Below are 19,896 nucleotides of genomic sequence, written 5' to 3'. Positions count from 1 at the left end.
AATGGTAGACATATGGTTCACCTCGTTCTGAGAGCCTACTCTAAGCGTAGGGCTTGAGAGTGAGGCGGACCATATAATTAGCCCCTAAACGCAGAGCTCAACAAAGAGCGCTTCAGGAACAACTAAGGGCGATAAACCCAGTTCTCATCACACCAAAAACTTTCAAAGCTTCTAACAGTAAAACCTAACTCACCTACTCTATTTTGCTCATAAAGGGACATTTCTACTTGGGAGAAAAGAGGACATTTTAAAATGGGATTGACATAATCTGTTAGAGCAATTTAGTAATGTCCGGTTTTAGCCACTTTAAAATGTCCTCCTAAGATTAACAACATTGTTTGCTTTTGAGGCTTTAACCGATGTTGATTACGATGGGTGAAAAAGATATTTATCGATTTAAGGTTCTGTCTGACGTCCGTGAAAAGCGATTACGTCAAGTTGATGCTGCAGTTATTTTAAATGTGTCTGTTCATCATATCCGGCGTTTACTCAATCGACTCTCCACTTTAGGAGCTCAAAGTCTCGCGCACGCAGCTCGTGGTCGTCCAAGTAACCGACGTTACTCAGAAGATTTTAAAATTGAAATACTTAAGATCATCCACAAGTATTATTCTGATTTCTCACCAACGCTCGCTCTAGAAAAACTCTCAGAGCAACACAACATCGCTGTATCTAAAGAGACTCTGCGTCAATGGATGATCGCCGACGGACTTTGGGTCACACACTCTAAACGCAAGCCCCGAGTTTACCAACCTCGTTACCGACGTGATTGTTTAGGCGAGCTCGTTCAAATTGATGGCTCTCACCACGATTGGTTTGAAGGATCGTGACGCCGTAACCTTATCTTATTCAGTTCTATTTATTACGACATTAAAAAAGCGACTTGATATAGTCGCTTCAAACTTTTTGTGACACTGTCGCTTCTTTATATCATAAGAGTCATCTTCCCTGGAGCACTCATTCTAATTGATGATAATGCTTCCGCCGATATCTGGACGTTAGCAAACCAAAATGGTTTGTGCTTTTCTGCAAACACTGCACTTCTTGATAATCCATCATAGATTGCATATGCCCTAGCCTGCGCTAATGCTGCGCCATAGACACTACGCTCTAAGATGGGTTTGCTTTCGATGTCTTCAAGAACAGCAACTTTTATATGTTCTACATTCTTCGGCCATTGAAAGTTTTCTAAAAGTCTTTTAGTCACCAGAGCTTCCATATCGACAATGACTTTAGGCAAGAAAGCGGAATTTGGTCGGACATCTGCACAGGCATAATACTCATCTTTCCTGTTCGTTTTTCTATAGTTCAGCATGACTTCAATGAGTGCGTCTTCAAACGTATCTGTGAAGTGATTAATCAATACGATGCTACCTAAGCTACGAAGCGTTCCGATCAAAACACCACAATCGGGATCTTGAACATCTGCCGATTCCAATCGCATTTTGGTGACGTTGGCAGTCAAAACCAATTGTTGCCAAAACTTGGGAGTCAGGATTTTAGTATTACTATCTGACCATCTCATCATTGGGCGCGCCATTAAAACTGGGAATAGTTTGCGGCAATTTTCAATTCCAAGGCGACCAATCGCGACTCTTGCATCTGAACTGGTTTTAGCCACACTTCCTCGCTCACGCAGTCTTGAGTTTTCAATCAGGTCTATAATCGTTGAGCTTAGCTGATGGCTATTGTTAGCCAAGTCTGTCAGTTTTGAAAAGCTTAGAGATGGAGAATAGGCAAACGATGCGAACAGCTCAAATGCGGGTATAATGCTCGATAATTTATCAATTGGAAGCGTTTCAAGCTTTTTCATTAACATTCGATCGGCGACTTTCGATACATCGCTGATGACTTTTTGCAGTGTTTTCTGCTTGTCTTCCACGATTTGGCGCTTTTCTTTTACTCGCTCTTGTTCGCACATGAGAAGTATTCTTTGGTTGCGCGTGATTCTGTCTTCTTCACTAAAGATCACGTCGTCACAATATCGCCCCTGTAAACTAAGGAGCTTATCCACTTGTGACTGATCCACTTGGTGATTCATACTAGCTAGCCACTTGGCATGTCTAAGTTCGACTTCTTTCGATACCTTGACTGCGATGTCCATTGCTTCTGGTGTATAGTTTTTCTGCGTGAGCAACAAACTGCTATTCCTAACGTTGTTTTTATTTTCCTGTTGGCAAGTTTATCTATAAAGACACAAGCAGTAAATGAAATGTGACATTAATTCCACTTATAAATATATCCAAGTTATCGAAATATTATTAGTGAATGCTAATCACTCGTTGTTATGTGAAGTCGTATGTATTTTTCCGCAAACTTATAACGATATCGTTTACCAATTTTTAAGTTTGATTTTGCAAATTTACATACGCTTTTATCACCACTTTCCTTTACTTTTTTAATCTTCGCAGTCTTACCTTTATGCTCCATCTCAATCATTAGGTCACAATAACCTTCATAGCTATCAAATCGTCTATTGGTCTTCTTTTGCAATTCTGTTTTAATTTTCTTTGCAATGGGGTTCGTTTCTGAATCATCGGCTTTCGCGGCTGATGCCCCAATTAAAAAACAGATTAAAGTGACAGTGTATCGCATGGAGCTTCCTTATGATTCATAAAAGAAAAACTCTAACTTACTGACTTAATAGATATAAAACGGGGCGCAATTAATGCGCCCCATTTAACAAGAATAAGTAACTGATAGTTTTCTTAAGCTCTTTTTTTTCCTTTGCCTGACTTAAAACCTTGATGAGGGAAGACGTTACGAATTCGCTGCTGCACTTTCTTCGGAACTTGTTTCGAAAAGGTCAAACGCATTCCTGTTCGCTGATTGTAAACTTTCATCTCACCATCAAAAGGGTCATGCTCAGCAATGTCTTGCAAGTTGTGTTTAAAGGAAGGAGGAATATGACCTTTCACTTTTGTAATGTGCCCTTTCTCAAACGATATTTTTAAGACAGGTCTATCTACAGCGATAAGCCAAAAAATAACAACAGCAGCAATCAAGATTACATAAAGCATTTGATACTCCATTAACTAGACAATAGTTTATTTAAATCTTCTTTAATCGAGGTTACTTTTTGACTGGCCTTCTCACTGCGAGAAGCTTCTGAGAGTAAATATTCAATTGCGTCAGAGAGTGTACAACCTAACTCGTTCGCACGATTTGACAGTTTCTCCCAAACTCGATAGTCAAGATCAATCGATTTCTTTTTGGTATGAACTTGTTCAGCATTGAAATGGCGTTTACGCTTGGCACGAATTGCCTGTTTGAGTTTATTCTCTAACTCTTCAGACATATGATTTTCAATCCAAGCAAGCACTAAAGTTGGTTCATGTTCTAATTTTCGTAGTTCTGCAACGGCAGCATCCGCTTCACTGGTATCAATATACTTGGTGATCGACTCACCATCTTTCCATTTTTTGATCAGATATTTCCATTTCCAACCACACTCTAGATTTTCAAGTTGCTGATATTTCATCCTTTCGACCCTTAAAACACATCTGGTGACAGCGTAACCCAGATGTTGCTATACAGCAATTAAAACTCCATAAAGTATCGATGTTGATCACTCATTTGTCGAAGGTTTAATCATATGAATATTCAGTATTTTTATATTGCTCAAATTCTCGCTATGGAGTTATAGGACGTTTCGTTATAATGACCTCAACATTGAATTAAGACGATTATTAATGAACCAACTTGACTGGCAAGACGTAACTCCTTCATTTAAGCCATATGAAGCACTATTAGAAACCGCCCCATTTCTCCCTGCAAAGACGTTCACTGACCTACAACCTCGCTTGACGGCAACGTTGAGTCGATTTGCTCGGGTAAATGGCCTCACAAGAGTCCTACTCGTAAACTGCGCAGATAATGCAATTTACCGTGAATTCGTTAGAGAAGCTGTAATCGATATTGCGTCTTTGCCAGTGGTTTCAACAGAGTCTCTAGACGCAAAAGATCTATTTGATCGATATAGCGTCAATACTGAAGGTCAATCAACTTTCGAGAATGGCTTATTATCGAAGGCTCATGGTGGCTATCTAATCGTCCCTGCTAACCTCATTTTGGCAAACGCAGTAAGATGGCCGAGTGTGAAAGCTGCGATACAAGGGGAAGCTTTTGCTCCGATTAACTTAACCCCGAATCGTATTGCATCCTCTCCTTTTGTAGCTCAGCATTATGACGTTAAGTTGATCATCACAGGTGACCGAACTCAATTGGCAGAGATTGAGTTTGTAGATGACGATTTTTCTACGGGAATGACTATGTACACCGAAGTAGAAGAAGATATTCACATCTCTGAGCGTAGCCTCGCTCTTTATTTCGGCTTAGTGAATTGGATATGTAAAAAATATCAGCACCCTAGTTTGGACGATTCGGCATTTAGACGCTTAATGCTTGCCGGTATGCGTTATACGGAAGATCAACATTACCTACCTCTTGGTGTTCTTTGGCACAATCAATTGATTAGTTTAGCCAGTCAATATACTGAATGTGACACTATCAATTTTACATCGATTGATGCTGCCATTGATGACAAATACTATCGTGAGTCATATCTACCACAGCGCGCCGTTGACGACATTCTTGATGGACAAGTGATCATTGAAACTACCGGTGAACAAGTTGGGCAGATCAATGGCCTAACCGTTATTGATATGGCCGGACACCCTGTTTCTTACGGAGAGCCTGCTCGCATTTCTTGTGTGATTCATTTTGGTGATGGTGACATCTCCGACGTTGAACGAAAAGCGGAATTAGGCGGTAACTTGCACGCCAAAGGTATGATGATCATGCAAGCATTCTTGAGCTCGGCGTTAAACCTTGATGAGCCTCTGCCATATTCTGCATCTATTGTATTTGAGCAATCTTACAGTGAAGTTGATGGCGATAGCGCCTCATTAGCGGAATTGTGCTGTTTGGTGAGTGCCCTGTCTGAGTCTCCCGTTGACCAACAAATTGCGGTTACCGGCGCGGTTGACCAATTTGGCCGTGTCCAAGCCGTTGGCGGCTTAAATGAAAAAATCGAAGGTTTTTACCAAGTCTGTAAGCACCAAGGCTTTACCGGGGAGCAAGGGGTTATTTTACCTAAGTCAAACCTTAAACACCTTGCGCTACATAAAGATGTAATAGAAAGCATTAAAAATGGCGAGTTCCATATTTGGTCGGTTTCTACGGTAGATGAAGCTATCCCAATTCTGATGTCGAAGCCGTTCCGTGGTGAAGATGACAGCATCATTGGCAAGATCGCCGAACGTATTGAAAACTTTGAAAGACATGAGCATCCTTTAGGAATTGTGGAGCGCATCAAAAACTGGTTTGTCTAGTACTGATCGGAGTTGTTTAGCGTACACGTGTTCACTAAGATGCAGCTATCAAAAATTGGAGTAATTGATAATGCAAAACAAACGTGATTCTTATAACCGTGATGATCTTTTAGCCTCTAGCCAAGGAGAGCTGTTTGGTCCTGGTTATCCACAGCTTCCTGCGCCGAACATGCTAATGATGGATCGCATCAGTAAAATGTCTGAAACTGAAGGGGATTTCGGTAAGGGTTTGATCCTTGCAGAGTTGGACATTACTCCGGATCTTTGGTTCTTTGATTGCCACTTCCCTGGCGACCCGGTAATGCCAGGCTGTCTTGGTCTAGATGCAATGTGGCAACTGGTTGGTTTCTTCCTCGGTTGGGTTGGCGGCAAAGGTAAAGGTCGTGCTCTAGGTGTCGGCGAAGTTAAATTTACTGGCCAAATCCTACCAACAGCGAAAAAAGTAACGTACGAAATCCACATGAAACGCGTTGTTAACCGCAAGCTTGTAATGGGCTTAGCTGATGGTCGTGTATGTGTTGATGGTAAAGAGATCTACGTTGCGAAAGATTTGAAAGTTGGTTTATTCCAAGATACTTCTAGCTTTTAATCTCCTGCTTACAGATTATTCTTAAGGCTCCTTTTTGGGGCCTTTTTCATTTCTACATTCATCCTCGTTACAAATGTAGAAAAGGCTCTTAAAGAGCCTTTTCAAATCCTTCTGTTTGTATGTGGAGAGTTATTTGTAGAGACCAGATTGTTTTTCATCTCTGGCATCACGCCAACCACCTAACCAATATGACCGAGCATCAATTTGTTGATACGGACAAGCCTCTTGAGACCTCCCATTCAACCCAGCTTTATAGCCTTGAGATTGAGCTCGTTCTAGGCGATCACGCTTTTGTCTCTTCATAGTTAATTCCTCATACAGGTCCATTTACTAACGTACAGCTGATATTGTGAAACTTTGATGGAGCTTTTATGACTCCACTTATAAGAATCGATCAATTTGAGGATTTTCTCAAGGCATAAAAAAACAGAGGCTCATTTCTGTGAGCCTCTGCTTGATTTAAAAAATACTGACTATTTTCTACGGAACCCGAACAAACCTAGCATGGTCAAAGCCAACCAACCTAGACCCGCACCTTGTCGTTCTGCCGAATCTTCTTCAACGCTACGCGTTTCAATATCAGCAGCCGTTGCCCCAGCAATTGGGACTAGCTTAACGGCAACGATCTTCTCTTCACCATCACATGACGAGTTATGCGAGGTCGTTTTATAGCCACCACTACACATCATCGCTGTACCGGAAATTACGCCTGCATCGTTGATGTCCGTAGCATTAATGATACGGAATGCATTGTTCTCATCAGAGTGATCACCACCATTCGTTAAGTTATCTAAGAACCATGGCTTACCATCAAATAGTGTTGTAGAACGATCACTTGTCAGCTGTCCATCTTGGGTATACGGATAAATGAAACCACGTTTACGGCGAGGTTTACCATCATCTTCACGAGTGGCCTCTGCATCTAACTGACCCACAATTTCATTGTAAGCGTTAATACTACCCATGTGACCACCGGCGCCACTGAAGAAAATCCCTGTTGTTGGATAAAACGCACTAACAGACTCAGCACTCACGTTATCAACGATAAACAATCGATTAGGAGCAGAGCCTGTTGGCATTAAATAACCACCGGAACGTTTTGCTTCACCAATGGCGACAAAATTGTCATTGACGTCGGTTAAGCGAGAGTTTGAATGGACTGTATCACCATCTATACGTTGCTGTGCACCACTAACTTGTTTATTTTCCCAAGTAACGCCTGCGATAGAACCTGCTGTCGGCAATGTACCAACAAAAACAGTCGCATTCATGTAGTTGTCATCTTTGTAAGTGTTGTAACCTACGCCATACACCTTGTTACCACTTTCAGCGATACCACGCATGCTGCCTTGCGCTAAACGCTCACCATCTTTCGCAGTTCCGCTTGGCCATTCAACCTGACTGACGGCTCCAGTTTGATCCCAAATCGCTGCTTTTGATGTGTGATGGGTCCCGTTATCGTTTGAGGCTTTCTCTGAGATACTACCTACCGTAAACTTGCCATCAGTACGCCATGCACGGCTAGCGACGACAGTTGCATCTTCATCGCTTGGGACTATTGTTGGAAGAACAGGAGCTACTACTGTGTTTCGAGTTTCCAATTCAGAAGAATCAGAGCTACTCACAATACTTTGGTTACCAACAGCCTCTCCGTCCTCGGTAAGGCTGTTAATGACATTGTTGTATTTGTTTTCGTAAGCGTTTTCATCGCCTTCGACGAATGCAAAAGCATTTGTTGTAAAGTCTTTACTTAGCTCTTTACTCCATGGCTGCCAATGAACTGATGCCCAGGACTCACATGTTGAATAACGACGTTCATTGTAACAATAGCGTTCGAAGTCGTCATATTCTTGTACATAATAGAAGCCAGAGTCCATCGCAAAAGGCACTTCCTCTCGGTAGCTAACACCATCAACGGCTTCACTTGCAGATAACGGTGTTGTACGAGTCTCGAGAGCAAGCTTGAATTGTTCTGGCGTACACCCTGCTGAATCGTTGAAACAACCTAAGGCATACGGAGCATCTGTACCAGGGTTTTCTACATCCCCCTGTTGGATCGCGACACCATAAGCTGTTGAGTAATCAATATTGTCCCCGTTGACTCCAGGATCCACCTCAACCACTTGATACAATGCTGCATTCGCATTCATTGCCGTGCCAACCATCATCGCGACGGCGGTCAATTTGAATTTGTTACTACAATTCATCGAATTCTTAACTGTCCTGTTGCATTGCTTCGAGTTCTTCCCATCTCTCGAATGCGATTTCCAACTCCTGCTCTACAGCAGCGAGCTGTTCCAATACCGGTTGAGTTTCTTCTACAGATTTGGCAAAAAACGATGGGTCATTCACCTGTTCTTGTAGCGCCTCAATATCCGACTCTAATTGTTCTAGTTTAGCTGGAAGAGCTTCTAATTCTCTTTGCAGCTTATACGATAACTTCTTCGAGTTGTTCTTAGGTTGCGTAGTTTTGGGAGTTTCCTCAACCACTTTCTCTTTCTTCGCTGTTTTTTCAACCGAGCTGCGCGAAGCAAGAGCTTGTTCACGTTGCTGTCTTGCATCGTGATAACCACCAACAAATTCCTCAATTATACCGTTACCTTCAAAAATCCAACTGGTCGTTACTGTGTTGTCGACGAACTCACGATCGTGGCTAACTAATAGTAACGTACCCTGATAATTGGCAAGCATTTCTTCTAAAAGTTCCAACGTTTCGATATCCAAATCGTTAGTTGGTTCATCAAGAATAAGTAAATTGTTTGGTTTCAACAATATACGAGCAAGTAACAAACGGTTCTTTTCACCACCTGAAAGTGCTTTAACTGGCGTTCTAGCACGCTTCGGAGCAAACAAGAAATCCTGTAAATAACTCAATGCGTGACGCTGGCGACCACCAACCATCACTTCTTGTTTGCCGTCTGCTAGGTTATCGATAACCGTTTTTTCAGGATCGAGAATTTCTCGGTACTGGTCGAAGTAAGCCACCTCGAGTTTTGTACCGCAATGCAAACGGCCGCCTTGAGTTTCTAACTGACCTAATAGCAGCTTGAGCACGGTACTTTTACCGCAGCCGTTAGGACCAATTAGTGCAATACGATCGCCGCGCATAATGTTGAAGCTGAAGTTATCAACGATATTTTTACCGTCAAAAGCAAAAGAGATATTCTCTGCTTCAAAGACAATCTTGCCTGAACGAGAGGCATCATCGATGTTTAAGTTTACCTTACCCTGAACTTCACGGCGGTCACTGCGTTCTTCACGTAATTTTTTTAGAGCTCTTACTCGGCCTTCGTTACGAGTTCGACGTGCTTTAATGCCTTGTCGAATCCACACTTCTTCTTGAGCAAGTTTTTTGTCGAATTCTGCATTTTGCATTTCTTCAACACGAAGCATCTCTTCCTTCTCTACAAGGTAGTTCTCGTAATCTCCAGGGAATGATGCTAATTGACCGCGGTCGAGATCGACAATACGCGTTGCCATTGACTTGATAAACGTGCGGTCGTGCGAAATAAAGATGATCGAACCTTTAAAGTCTTTGAGGAAGCCTTCTAACCACTCAATGGTGGTCACATCAAGGTGGTTCGTCGGTTCGTCCAAAAGCAATACATCTGGATCGCATACAAGCGCACGCGCGAGTGCTGCTTTACGTTGCCAACCACCGGACAAATCCGTCAATTTTGTTTCGGGACTCAGCTTGAGAGCGCCCAAAACGTTATTAACGCGGTCATCAAAACGCCAAGCGTTCAAGTGGTCGAGTTGCTCTTGCACTTTTGCAAGACGATTAATGTTCTTTTCGCTCGGGTCATGCGTAACAAGATCAAGAAGATCATGGTAGATCTTGAGTAAATCGCCGACTTCTGCCAACCCGCCAGACACAAATTCGTAAACCGTGCCCTCTTGGTTACGAGGGGGATCCTGTTCTAAACGCGAAACCACCACATCTTGAGTCACTTGAATTTTGCCATCATCAAGCAAAATGTCTCCAGCGAGTACTTTCATCAAAGTTGATTTACCAGCACCATTTCGCCCTACTAAACAAACCCGTTCGTTTTCTTGTAGGGCAAATTCTGCTTTATCAAGCAGTGGATGGTCCCCAAATGCAAGTTGTGCATTATGAATGGTAAGTAATGCCATTATTTTCCAACCAATTTTTGAGTTGTTCCAAGTCAAACGGCCAGTTCAACTCAGAATTTTGATATTTTAACACAGGGATTGTGACGCCGTAACGCGAGAAGAGTTCATCATCTAGTGCAATATCGACAATGTTTGTGTGTTCGGCGAGACCTGCCTGACCCATAAGGTCATATGCCATCTCACAGAGATGGCATCCTTCAGTGCTGTATAGTGTGAACGCTTGTAACATCCTTTTATCTTTAATCCTTCGTTTATTCTACGTGAGACACTAACCAACAGTTGTGAATATGTTTATTGCGAGAGAAGTCTAGTGGCAATGTTTGCGAAGAAATATTCTGCGCTTTTAGCCCTAACTCTGCCAACGCAGCTTCATCCATTTTAAAGTGGCGTTTATTGTTTGAGAAAACGATCGTGCCACCTGAACGCAACAAACGCTTGAGATTGGTCATCAGCTTAATGTGATCACGCTGCACATCAAATGAAGTTTCCATACGCTTAGAGTTGGAGAATGTCGGTGGGTCAATAAAAATCAAATCATACTCACCTTTCGCATTCTCTAACCATTGCAAACAATCTGCTTGTTCAAAACGATGTTGACGACCAACACGACCATTTAACTGCATGTTGTCTTTTGCCCAGTTCAGATAAGTATTCGACATATCTACCGTGGTTGTCGAACGTGCGCCACCCATTGCTGCGTGTACGGTTGCGCTACCTGTATAAGCAAACAAGTTAAGGAAGTCTTTACCCTGAGCCATTTCACCCAAGCGACGACGAGTGATTTTATGATCCAAGAACAGACCTGTGTCTAGATAGTCGTGAAGGTTTACGATCAACTTCACGCCGTACTCGTTCACTTCAAGAGTTTCAGACTCCTGACCTAATTTTTGATACTGGCTACGACCTTTCTGCTTTTCACGAACTTTAAGAACAACTTTATTCGCTTCAACACCTGTCACCTGAATTGTGGCACGGATGATATCGGTCAAACGGCGTTTCGCTTTCTCTTCTGGGATATTCTTCGGAGCTGCGTATTCCTGAATCACAATTTGGTCGCCGTAAACGTCGATTGCTACGTTGTATTCTGGAAGGTCTGCGTCATAGATACGGTAACAGTCTAACTTCTCTTTACGAGCCCACTTACCAATCTTACCAATGTTTTTCTTCAAACGGTTTGAGAAGTCAGGTGCGATTTGAACTGTGGTACCGTTCGCTCCCTTCACTTCATCAGCGCTACGCTCTGCAATGCTGTAGTTCTTTTGGTGACACGGTAACGCACCGTTATTCAGTTTAAACTGTTTATCAGCACGCATGCGAAGACAGCTTAATAGTTCGTCTGAACTAGAGAAGATAGACGCGTTACAACCGCCAAATTCTGCTTTTAATTGGCCACCAAATGCTGTGTATAGCGCAATTAGACCTGGCTCAGTTCCAAGACGTTCACCATAAGGAGGGTTAGAAACGATAACGCCCGCTTCGAAACCAGCCGGACGGGTAAGAGTTGCAGCATCACCCTGAGCGAATTCAATCAACTCTTCGACACCAGCTCTGCGAGCATTGTCTTGCGCTACTTTCAGAACTCTTGGGTCGTTATCGAAGCCGAAAAACTTAGCGTCAACTTTTTTGACGCCACGACGAGCTTGTACATTAGCTTCAGATTTAATCTCTGCCCAAAGCTCAAGTTCGAAGTCTTCTAACGCTTCAAAGCCCCACTGTTTACGTTTAACACCTGGTGCCATGTTAGCGGCCATCATTGCTGCTTCAATCAATAAAGTACCAGAACCACACATAGGATCCAAAAGCGGTTGGTGAGTGTCCCAACCGCTGCGCATGATAATAGCTGCGGCTAGCGTTTCACGAAGTGGAGCTCGGCCAGATTCTGGACGGTAACCACGTTGATGAAGACCACTACCCACCATATCGACACCAAGAATCGCTTTGTCTTTATGCAGACGGACGTGAACACGGATATCCGGGTTCTCTTTACTGATGTTAGGACGAGGGAGCCCTTTTTTCTCGAAGCAGTCTACGATGCCATCTTTTACTTTCATTGCACCATACTGGCTGTTGCGGATTTCGCGGTTAGTACCGTTGAAGTCAACCACAAAACGCTTTGAGCTATGGAATTGGTTTACCCAGTTGATTGCAGACGTTGACAGGTAAAGGTCCATGTCGTCGTTACAGGTAAACTCCGATAAAACACGTACAAATCGAGACGCCAAGCGGCTCCACAAACAGCAACGGTAAATCTGCTCATTCGTTGCTTTAAATTTTACGCCTGCCTGTACTGGTTTGGCGTTTTCAATGCCTAGTTTAGTCAGTTCTTCAACCAGCAAGTTTTCCATGCCATTTGAAGTTACCGCGAGATATTGATTCATAGTGTTCTTTCGTCGATAAAAAATGGCTTTGATTATACCTGACTTTACGATCAATGCCTCGTTTTTAAAGGCTTTTTCGATTTGTTAGCGCAATCCATCACCAACCCTTCCCGCTGAAAGTCAAAACACAACGCCTGTCATCAAGAAATAAGTCTCTTTTTCATTACCTAATAAAAACAAGCTCTCCAGAAGGAGTGAATACTTATTTACCTTAAATTTGGTCTATACCAACTGCGAGTTGAGCGCGTAATTTACTTACAAAGTGGGCATATAGGGGAATAAAAGGTTAAATATTAGGCTCCAAGTTGTCTAATTTAAGGAAGCGCTAATGTGAAAAAAGTGAAATAAAAGTGAGCTGCTTCATATATGAGATACGAAATCCCCCTCACCTAGGGGTGAGTTTGGAGCATGTACTAGGAGAGATTTGGAAAATTCTAGGCAAAAAAAATCGACCTAGTACGGTCGATTAATGCAAATAAAGGAACGAAATACAAAGAAAATCAAAAAGGAAACTACCCTACCATTGCCATTGCCATTGGTGTCATTATAAATAAGTGATTAGCACATGACATTCTGTCATGCATGACTTTGATAGGCTGGCCGAAACCAAGTGCTTTACTTCCATTGAGCAAGAACTCTTCTTGCCCTACATAAGCACAAAGGCTAGAAGTATCACCTGCCTCAAGGACAATAAACACACCTTCGGAGTGTTGATTCGTTAAGAAAACCATATCCCCTTCTTCCGGTTCGTGATCGCATGCTTGAGCATCGAAGAACCAGCTCTTAGGCTGTACAGGTTTGTGGAAGCGTTTGGCGGCCACACAATAAAGTGTTAACTCTGCTTGGCGGTATTCGTTTATGTCGAGACAGCGAATTCGTTCGTTGTATGTTTGAAACGCGCTTGCATCATCAACTGTGAATTCATTTTCTGAGAAGGCGCAATTGACCAACAGCTTACGGCATAGATTGGTTTGGAAAATCATTTCCTCCCCTAAATCCAGCATTAAGCAAGCTTTGTGCTCGTCAAAATACCAATTCCATTTGTCGCTGGGTTTAAGCATTATTCCGTTCTCTTGTGACTAATTAAACAGCAATAAGAGGTAAGACGCTTAATTACCTACTCATGATTTTTAAATTTTACAAACGAACGGACAAAAAAAAAGAGGAAACGAATTCCTCTTTTTTAGTTACAAGCGTCGATTTCTCAACGATTTAGCGATTGATCTTATAGATTTTTAACAATATCGCGTACGAGACCAGGTCCGTGGTAGATAAAGCCTGTGTAAACTTGAACAAGTTGCGCACCTGCCATCATTTTCTCTTTTGCGGCAACGTATGAGTCAACACCGCCCACACCGATGATCGGAAGTTTGTCGCCAAGCTCTTCATGAAGTTTACGCACAACTTCTGTTGAACGTGATTGAACCGGACGTCCGCTTAGACCACCCGCTTCGTTTGCATGTTTCATGCCTTCAACAACAGTACGATCCAGCGTTGTGTTTGTTGCTATAACGCCGTCAATGTTGTTCTTGATCAGAGACTCACAAATCTGGCTGATTTCGTCATCGCTCAAATCTGGTGCAATTTTCAGAGCAAGTGGTACGTACTTGGCATGCTTTTCTGCAAGTTCTGACTGTTTTTCTTTAAGTTCAGACAGTAATTCGTCTAACGCTTCACCGTACTGAAGTGAACGAAGTCCTGGTGTATTTGGTGACGAGATATTCACAGCGATGTAACCTGCGTACTCGTACACTTTTTCCATACAAATCAGGTAGTCCTCTGCCCCGTTCTCAATTGGTGTGTCTTTATTCTTACCAATGTTAATACCAAGAACGCAGTTGTATTTTGCCTTTCTCACATTCTCAACTAGATGATCCACACCTAGGTTGTTAAAGCCCATACGGTTGATGATACCTTCCGCTTCAACTAGGCGGAACAAGCGTGGCTTGTCATTACCTGGTTGCGGACGAGGAGTAACAGTACCAACTTCGACAAAACCAAAGCCCATAGCGTCAAATGCTTCTATACATTCGCCGTTTTTATCCAAGCCAGCAGCAAGACCAACTGGGTTGCGGAATGTAAGTCCCATGCATTCTACTGGACGGTTCGGTAATTGTTGACGATAGAAAAGATCGAGAGGAGTGCCGTTGAAACGTTGGAAGTTTTTGATTGCAAGATCATGTGCCTTTTCGGCATCAAGTTGAAAAAAGCCAGTTCTGGCTAGACGGTAAAGCATTGTGCCTCCGAAAGAAAAAAGCCCCGTGTAAACGGGACAATATTATTTACTGTTTTTCGTCTCAATTCAATGAAAATGAATGAATTCAGCAAAATTGTACTTCTTATTTTAATTTTTCTTATAAAAACAGTCTATTATAGCGCTATTACCTATACAAAACTGATGGCTTTTTCGTTAAAAGCAAACGATTTCACGCCATGAAAACTTAAATTCTAAGTTACATTGTCACTAGGGTTTGTGGTTTCGATTGCTTTAAGCATTAAAAAGCCTCGCATTTGCGAGGCCTTTATCTGAGTCAACTTACCCTATTCGTTCGAGGAACAATTTAGGTTAAGCAAAACCAACTCTCGAAGTGCTACTGAGAACTTCGCAAACTCATGAACTGAACCGACTTTAAATTCGTTTAGAATACTCTCCCAACGATGTAAAGACAGCTCATTCGTTGACATCCAATCCTCTAACGCTTGAATCACATCAAGATCTTCGCTTGAACAACCACAAGTCAACACTTGAGCCGTCAACTGACGTTGTTGCCAGTCTAGATCTTCACGGAATGCCGCTCGCGCCAATGCCTGCCAATTATTATCAACGGCTTGGCTATTGATTTGCTTCAAGAACCAGTGAAGTGATAAACGGTCACCCAAGTTGAAGTACAACTTCGAAGCTTGCTCTACTGTTTTACCTGTTTCGCTTGCTACTGTTGAAATATCCAGTGCTGATTGTAAGCTTGATAGACGAGCAACATGATGTGCTAGCTTCTCTTCTACTCCGCGTTCAACCCACTTCTTCGCAAGTTCGTTGTGCTCTTCTACTTCAGACTCAACTAGCATGGTGTCTAGTGTTTCAGTGATAGTGTGAACATCGTCTTTATACAAAGCAACCAGCTCAGTCACTGTGCTCTTACTGCTACGATTACGTAGTAACCAGCGAGAGATACGACGCAGTGCACGGCGTACGTAGAACATGATTTCGTACTGTGCTTCCGCTGTTGCAACGTTATCTAGAGCACGGGTTTGCTTGAGTATATCTTCCAATTCGAAGATTTCACGGGTTGCACTGTAAGCATTTGCGATATCAACCACACTCGCGCCCGTTTCTTCTTGAAGACGAGTCACGAAATTACAGCCCATTTCATTAACCATTTGGTTAGCTAACGCCGTCGCGATGATTTCTGCACGCAGCGGGTGGTTTACCATTTGATCTTTGTAGTTACGGCGTAACTCACTTGGAAAGTAAGCAACTAGTTGTTTTCCATGGAATTCATCATTTGCAATCTCGTCAGCAACGAGTTGCTCTTTTAGAACCATCTTGCCGTAAGCAACCAACACTGAAAGCTCGGGACGCGTCAGACCAAGACCTTGTTTTTCGCGTTCAATCAGTGTTTCGTCGTCAGGAATGTATTCAAGCGCACGATCCAAGTACCCAGCTTTCTCCATCGTATGGATAAAGCGGATTTGCTCTTTAACAATGCCAACACCTTGCTGTTCGGTCACTGAAATCGATTCAGATTGACGGTAAGCATCGTCCAAAACAATTTCGCCGACTTCGTCTTCCATTGATTCAAGAATCAGGTTGCGTTGTTTAACCGTTAGATCGCCATTTGATACAAGGCCGTTCAAGAAGATCTTAATGTTCACTTCGTTGTCTGAACAATCTACACCACCAACGTTATCCACAAAGTCGGTATTTACACGTCCACCTGTGGTTGCGTACTCGATACGACCAAGCTGAGTCATACCTAAGTTACCGCCTTCACCAACGACTTTCGCTTTTAAATCACGTCCGTCGATACGGAGCACGTCGTTTGCACGGTCGCCAACATCGGTATGCGTTTCGCTAGATGCTTTAACGTAAGTACCGATACCACCATTCCAAAGTAGATCCACTTCCATTTGTAGGATCATCTTAATCAGATCGTTTGGCGGCAAAGATGCTTTCTTGGTGCCCAACATCTTTTGGATTTCTGGTGTTAATTGGATCGATTTAGAGCGACGAGAGAAAATACCACCGCCCTTCGAGATCAAATCCGCGTTGTAGTCTTCCCAGCTTGATCGAGGTAGGTTGAATAAGCGATCACGCTCTACCCAACTGGTAGCAGAGTCAGGATTCGGGTCAATGAAAATGTGCATGTGGTTAAACGCAGCTTGTAAGCGAATGTGCTCAGAAAGCAACATGCCGTTACCAAATACGTCCCCAGCCATATCACCGACACCAATAGCCGTGAAATCAGTGGTTTGACAGTTGATACCCATTTCACGGAAGTGACGTTTTACCGACTCCCAACCACCTTTCGCAGTGATACCCATTGCTTTGTGGTCGTAACCATTAGAGCCACCTGATGCAAACGCATCACCTAGCCAGAAGTTATACTCGTCAGATACAGAGTTTGCCAAGTCAGAGAAAGTTGCAGTGCCTTTATCGGCTGCAACAACCAAGTATGGGTCGTCCTCATCATGACGCACGACACTCTTCGGCGGAATGACTTCACCTTCGATGATGTTATCGGAAACATCCAATAGTGCGCGGATGAAGCGTTTATAACAACGCTGACCTTCGGCAAAAATTTCATCACGGTTAGTTAGAGTGTGCTGACGTTTACATACGAAGCCACCTTTAGCACCCACAGGAACAATCACCGTGTTCTTAACTTGCTGCGCTTTAACTAGGCCAAGAATCTCCGTACGGAAGTCTTCTTGACGGTCTGACCAACGTAGACCACCACGCGCGACTTTACCGCCACGTAGGTGAACACCCTCGATATCCGGTGCGTACACGAAGATTTCAAACGCAGGCACTGGCTGAGGAATGTCAGGGATTTCGCTTGGCTTCATCTTCAATGATAACCAAGGTTTTGGCTGCTTATCTTCGTCTAACTGGTAATAGTTCGTACGTAGCGTTGCTGTGATCATTTCCATATAACGACGGATAATACGATCATCATCTAGGCTTTCAACGCGATCCAATTGCTCGGTTATTTTCTTGATAAGATCGTTCTGACCTTTCTCACTACCCTTGTGTTTTGGATCGAATCGCTTAGCAAATAGATTCACCAGACCTGTTGCTAAATCAGGGTAATGGCTCAGGGTATCTTCAATATATTGTTGACTGAATGGGAAGCCAACTTGGCGCATGTAGCGAGCGTATGCACGAAGAATAGAAATTTCACGACCAGACAGTGAAGCGCCTAGCAACAAACGGTTGAAACCATCACTCTCTAAATTACCTGCCCAAATCGCCGCGAATGCTTGCTGGAAACGATCTCGAGCTTCACGAAGATCAACGGTCTTGTCGCTCTTATGTAGCATTGAGAAATCAAGGATCCAGAACGTTTGACCATTGTTGGTTTCGATCTCATATGGAGATTCGCCGATCACACGTAAGCCTAGGTTTTCCAACATTGGCATCACGTCGGACAGGTGAATTGGCTCGTCGCGGTGGTATAGCTTCAAGCGAACTGCTTTCGATTCAGCCGCCTCTTCTTGCGGACGATAGAACAGCATGCCGAGTTTGTTGTCATCGCTTAACGCTTCTAGACGTTCGATGTCTGCAACCGCAGAACCTGGCATCATGTCTTCTTTATATGAACGTGGGAATGCGCTCATATACTCTTTCGAAAGCGGAAGACCTTTGCTTTCACCGAAGTTAGCAATAATAGATTCTTTTAGGCGATCATCCCATGAAGTCGATACTTCCATTAAGTTCTGCTCAATCTTTTTCACGTCTACATCAATGTTGTTATTGTCTACACGAACAATGTAATGGGTTCTCGCCAGCGGACTCTCTGAGAAGAAGGTTGTGAATTCAACTTCTTGCTCACAGCCAAAATACTGCTTAAGAATACGTTGTGTTTGACGGCGAAGCTCGGTGTTGTAACGATCTTTTGTCACATAAACCATGCAGCTGAAGAATCGGCCAAACGGGTCTTTACGAACAAACAGACGTAACAAGTCACGATCTTGCATTTGCACGACGCCCATCCCCACTTCTAATAGCTCTTCTTCACGAGCTTGAAGCAGTTCATCACGTGGGTAGTTTTCTAGGATGTTGTGCAGGGCTTTATACGAGTACGATCCGTTACGGTAGCCACTCGCTTCTAGAATACGATCCACTTTCTCGCGGATCAGAGGAATACTTTGTACCGCTTGGTTGTATACAGCAGAAGTGTAAAGACCAGTGAAACGGTGCTCACCAACCACTTTGCCATTCTTGTCGAATTTCTTAACACCAATATAGTCAGTGTAAGCTGGGCGGTGAATACGAGAGGCTTGATTGCCCTTAGTGATGATCAGCGCGTAAGGTTTTTTCGCTTCAAGGCGCGCAGAGTCTGACAGTTCAGAAAGCTTGATGCTGCGAACGCGACTGTCATCAGCAAACATGCCAAGGCCTTTCTCTTTCACCGGCTGGAGTTCAGTGTCACCGTTGATACTAACAAGATCATATTCCTTATACCCCATGAAGGTGAAGTTATGATCCCCTAACCAGCGTAGGTATTCGATCGTTTCATCTAAACGATCCGTTTTCATTGAAACACGATCTTTATTCTTCTCAAGGTCGTTGGTAACGATCTTAAGTTTTTCAACCATTTGCTTCCAATCATCAACGACTAAGCGCGTGTCTGATAAAATGGTTAGCAGCTCATTTTTCAGCGCTTGCATTTCATCTTTACTGGTTAAACGGTCTACTTCGATGTGGAATAGAGATTGAAGAACGCCGCCCTCGCCATTTACGTCCGTCACTTGCCCTTTCTTATCACGTTCTAGTTGCGTTGGGTTGTTGAGCATCAAGTGAGAGACAAGGTCGAGTCGCGTTAGCGCCATCTTGATGGAATCCACCAAAAACGGGCTATCCGGTACAACAATTTCAACAATAGTGTGAGTCGATTGCCAACCTTGGCGGCTGACAGTTGGGTTGAATACCCTGACAGAAATATCTTCTGGTTTCTTTTCATTGATATGATGCCACAGGCTAACAACGGCACCATAAAGGTCGGATTCATTTCGCTGAATCAAGTCATCATCAGCAATGTTGCTAAATAAGTGTTGAGCAAGTTTAGTTACAAGCGGTTGGTGAGAAAGCTCGAGTTTGTCTTGAATTAGTTGGTATACCTTTTCAAGCAGAACCGGCACTACATTTTCACGCGCGGTCATATTCACACTCCACATTAGAATTGTTGTTTTGTAGGGGGACTTAACTTCGGGTTTTAGCCTCGAAACTAAGCATAGGTAA

The 19,896-nt window shown here is 43.2% G+C and carries 15 protein-coding genes; 3 read left to right on the top strand and 12 right to left on the bottom strand.

From position 1 onward, the window contains the following. The first annotated feature begins 359 nt into the window (after nucleotides 1-359). On the top strand, nucleotides 360-830 hold the full coding sequence (locus VJL_RS24830) for a helix-turn-helix domain-containing protein (protein WP_081635034.1): 471 nt from the start codon (nucleotides 360-362) through the stop codon (nucleotides 828-830). Between the two features lie 95 nt (nucleotides 831-925). Here the strand turns inward: VJL_RS24830 and VJL_RS24825 are convergent, their stop codons facing one another. The 4 genes from VJL_RS24825 to matP form a co-directional block, all read right to left on the bottom strand. Beyond that, nucleotides 926-2,140: an HDOD domain-containing protein gene (locus VJL_RS24825; protein WP_038881995.1), complete on the bottom strand. Its 1,215-nt coding sequence runs from the start codon at nucleotides 2,138-2,140 to the stop codon at nucleotides 926-928. Between the two features lie 131 nt (nucleotides 2,141-2,271). Further along, nucleotides 2,272-2,595, bottom strand: coding sequence for a hypothetical protein (locus tag VJL_RS24820; protein ID WP_038881993.1), 324 nt, complete (start codon nucleotides 2,593-2,595; stop codon nucleotides 2,272-2,274). A gap of 113 nt (nucleotides 2,596-2,708) precedes the next feature. Beyond that, nucleotides 2,709-3,020, bottom strand: a complete 312-nt coding sequence (locus tag VJL_RS24815; protein ID WP_038881990.1) for a DUF3634 family protein — start codon at nucleotides 3,018-3,020, stop codon at nucleotides 2,709-2,711. An 11-nt stretch (nucleotides 3,021-3,031) separates the two neighbouring features. Further along, the gene (gene matP, locus VJL_RS24810) at nucleotides 3,032-3,481 is read right to left on the bottom strand and encodes a macrodomain Ter protein MatP (RefSeq protein ID WP_038872954.1); all 450 of its coding nucleotides are present in this window, start codon (nucleotides 3,479-3,481) and stop codon (nucleotides 3,032-3,034) included. 211 nt (nucleotides 3,482-3,692) lie between these two features. Between matP and VJL_RS24805 the strand changes: the two genes are divergently transcribed. Both VJL_RS24805 and fabA read left to right on the top strand, forming a co-directional pair. After that, nucleotides 3,693-5,333 (top strand): S16 family serine protease, encoded by a 1,641-nt coding sequence (locus tag VJL_RS24805; protein WP_038881988.1) that lies wholly within the window; start codon nucleotides 3,693-3,695, stop codon nucleotides 5,331-5,333. A 70-nt stretch (nucleotides 5,334-5,403) separates the two neighbouring features. Further along, nucleotides 5,404-5,922: a bifunctional 3-hydroxydecanoyl-ACP dehydratase/trans-2-decenoyl-ACP isomerase gene (fabA, locus tag VJL_RS24800; protein WP_038872958.1), complete on the top strand. Its 519-nt coding sequence runs from the start codon at nucleotides 5,404-5,406 to the stop codon at nucleotides 5,920-5,922. Nucleotides 5,923-6,051: 129 nt separating this feature from the next. On the opposite strand, the gene rmf is transcribed toward fabA, so the two are convergent. The 8 genes from rmf to VJL_RS24760 form a co-directional block, all read right to left on the bottom strand. Continuing rightward, the gene (gene rmf / locus VJL_RS24795; RefSeq protein ID WP_005532367.1) at nucleotides 6,052-6,225 is read right to left on the bottom strand and encodes a ribosome modulation factor; all 174 of its coding nucleotides are present in this window, start codon (nucleotides 6,223-6,225) and stop codon (nucleotides 6,052-6,054) included. 170 nt (nucleotides 6,226-6,395) lie between these two features. Further along, on the bottom strand, nucleotides 6,396-8,129 hold the full coding sequence (locus VJL_RS24790; protein ID WP_038881987.1) for a DUF3466 family protein: 1,734 nt from the start codon (nucleotides 8,127-8,129) through the stop codon (nucleotides 6,396-6,398). Between the two features lie 7 nt (nucleotides 8,130-8,136). Continuing rightward, nucleotides 8,137-10,056 (bottom strand): ABC transporter ATP-binding protein, encoded by a 1,920-nt coding sequence (locus tag VJL_RS24785; protein ID WP_038881986.1) that lies wholly within the window; start codon nucleotides 10,054-10,056, stop codon nucleotides 8,137-8,139. After that, a complete protein-coding gene (locus tag VJL_RS24780; protein ID WP_038881984.1) occupies nucleotides 10,034-10,285 on the bottom strand; it encodes a glutaredoxin family protein in 252 nt (83 codons plus the stop codon). The genes VJL_RS24785 and VJL_RS24780 overlap by 23 nt, the downstream gene beginning before the upstream one ends. A gap of 22 nt (nucleotides 10,286-10,307) precedes the next feature. Then, nucleotides 10,308-12,434, bottom strand: a complete 2,127-nt coding sequence (rlmKL, locus tag VJL_RS24775) for a bifunctional 23S rRNA (guanine(2069)-N(7))-methyltransferase RlmK/23S rRNA (guanine(2445)-N(2))-methyltransferase RlmL (protein WP_038881982.1) — start codon at nucleotides 12,432-12,434, stop codon at nucleotides 10,308-10,310. A gap of 512 nt (nucleotides 12,435-12,946) precedes the next feature. Further along, the gene (locus VJL_RS24770) at nucleotides 12,947-13,495 is read right to left on the bottom strand and encodes a cell division protein ZapC (protein ID WP_038881980.1); all 549 of its coding nucleotides are present in this window, start codon (nucleotides 13,493-13,495) and stop codon (nucleotides 12,947-12,949) included. Between the two features lie 164 nt (nucleotides 13,496-13,659). Continuing rightward, nucleotides 13,660-14,670 carry a quinone-dependent dihydroorotate dehydrogenase gene (gene pyrD, locus VJL_RS24765; RefSeq protein ID WP_038872975.1) on the bottom strand — a complete coding sequence of 337 codons (1,011 nt, stop codon included), beginning with the start codon at nucleotides 14,668-14,670 and terminating at the stop codon, nucleotides 13,660-13,662. 305 nt (nucleotides 14,671-14,975) lie between these two features. Further along, nucleotides 14,976-19,817, bottom strand: coding sequence for an NAD-glutamate dehydrogenase (locus VJL_RS24760; protein WP_038881979.1), 4,842 nt, complete (start codon nucleotides 19,815-19,817; stop codon nucleotides 14,976-14,978). Between the last annotated feature and the right edge of the window lie 79 nt (nucleotides 19,818-19,896).

This window comes from Vibrio jasicida CAIM 1864 = LMG 25398, assembly GCF_000400365.1.
In the GTDB taxonomy this organism is placed as follows: Bacteria; Pseudomonadota; Gammaproteobacteria; order Enterobacterales; family Vibrionaceae; genus Vibrio; species Vibrio jasicida.
The sequence above is the reverse complement of the archived record's forward strand: the minus strand, read 5'-3'. Positions and strand labels throughout refer to the sequence as shown.

What these genes read in the sequence shown, in the direction of transcription:
- matP (WP_038872954.1), bottom strand. Translation starts at nt 3,481, where the DNA reads ATGAAATATCAGCAACTTGAAAATCTAGAGTGTGGTTGGAAATGGAAA.
- VJL_RS24785 (WP_038881986.1), bottom strand. Translation starts at nt 10,056, where the DNA reads ATGGCATTACTTACCATTCATAATGCACAACTTGCATTTGGGGACCAT.
- VJL_RS24760 (WP_038881979.1), bottom strand. Translation starts at nt 19,817, where the DNA reads ATGACCGCGCGTGAAAATGTAGTGCCGGTTCTGCTTGAAAAGGTATAC.
- fabA (WP_038872958.1), top strand. Translation starts at nt 5,404, where the DNA reads ATGCAAAACAAACGTGATTCTTATAACCGTGATGATCTTTTAGCCTCT.
- pyrD (WP_038872975.1), bottom strand. Translation starts at nt 14,670, where the DNA reads ATGCTTTACCGTCTAGCCAGAACTGGCTTTTTTCAACTTGATGCCGAA.
- VJL_RS24820 (WP_038881993.1), bottom strand. Translation starts at nt 2,595, where the DNA reads ATGCGATACACTGTCACTTTAATCTGTTTTTTAATTGGGGCATCAGCC.
- VJL_RS24805 (WP_038881988.1), top strand. Translation starts at nt 3,693, where the DNA reads ATGAACCAACTTGACTGGCAAGACGTAACTCCTTCATTTAAGCCATAT.
- rlmKL (WP_038881982.1), bottom strand. Translation starts at nt 12,434, where the DNA reads ATGAATCAATATCTCGCGGTAACTTCAAATGGCATGGAAAACTTGCTG.
- rmf (WP_005532367.1), bottom strand. Translation starts at nt 6,225, where the DNA reads ATGAAGAGACAAAAGCGTGATCGCCTAGAACGAGCTCAATCTCAAGGC.
- VJL_RS24790 (WP_038881987.1), bottom strand. Translation starts at nt 8,129, where the DNA reads ATGAATTGTAGTAACAAATTCAAATTGACCGCCGTCGCGATGATGGTT.
- VJL_RS24815 (WP_038881990.1), bottom strand. Translation starts at nt 3,020, where the DNA reads ATGCTTTATGTAATCTTGATTGCTGCTGTTGTTATTTTTTGGCTTATC.
- VJL_RS24770 (WP_038881980.1), bottom strand. Translation starts at nt 13,495, where the DNA reads ATGCTTAAACCCAGCGACAAATGGAATTGGTATTTTGACGAGCACAAA.
- VJL_RS24780 (WP_038881984.1), bottom strand. Translation starts at nt 10,285, where the DNA reads ATGTTACAAGCGTTCACACTATACAGCACTGAAGGATGCCATCTCTGT.
- VJL_RS24830 (WP_081635034.1), top strand. Translation starts at nt 360, where the DNA reads ATGTTGATTACGATGGGTGAAAAAGATATTTATCGATTTAAGGTTCTG.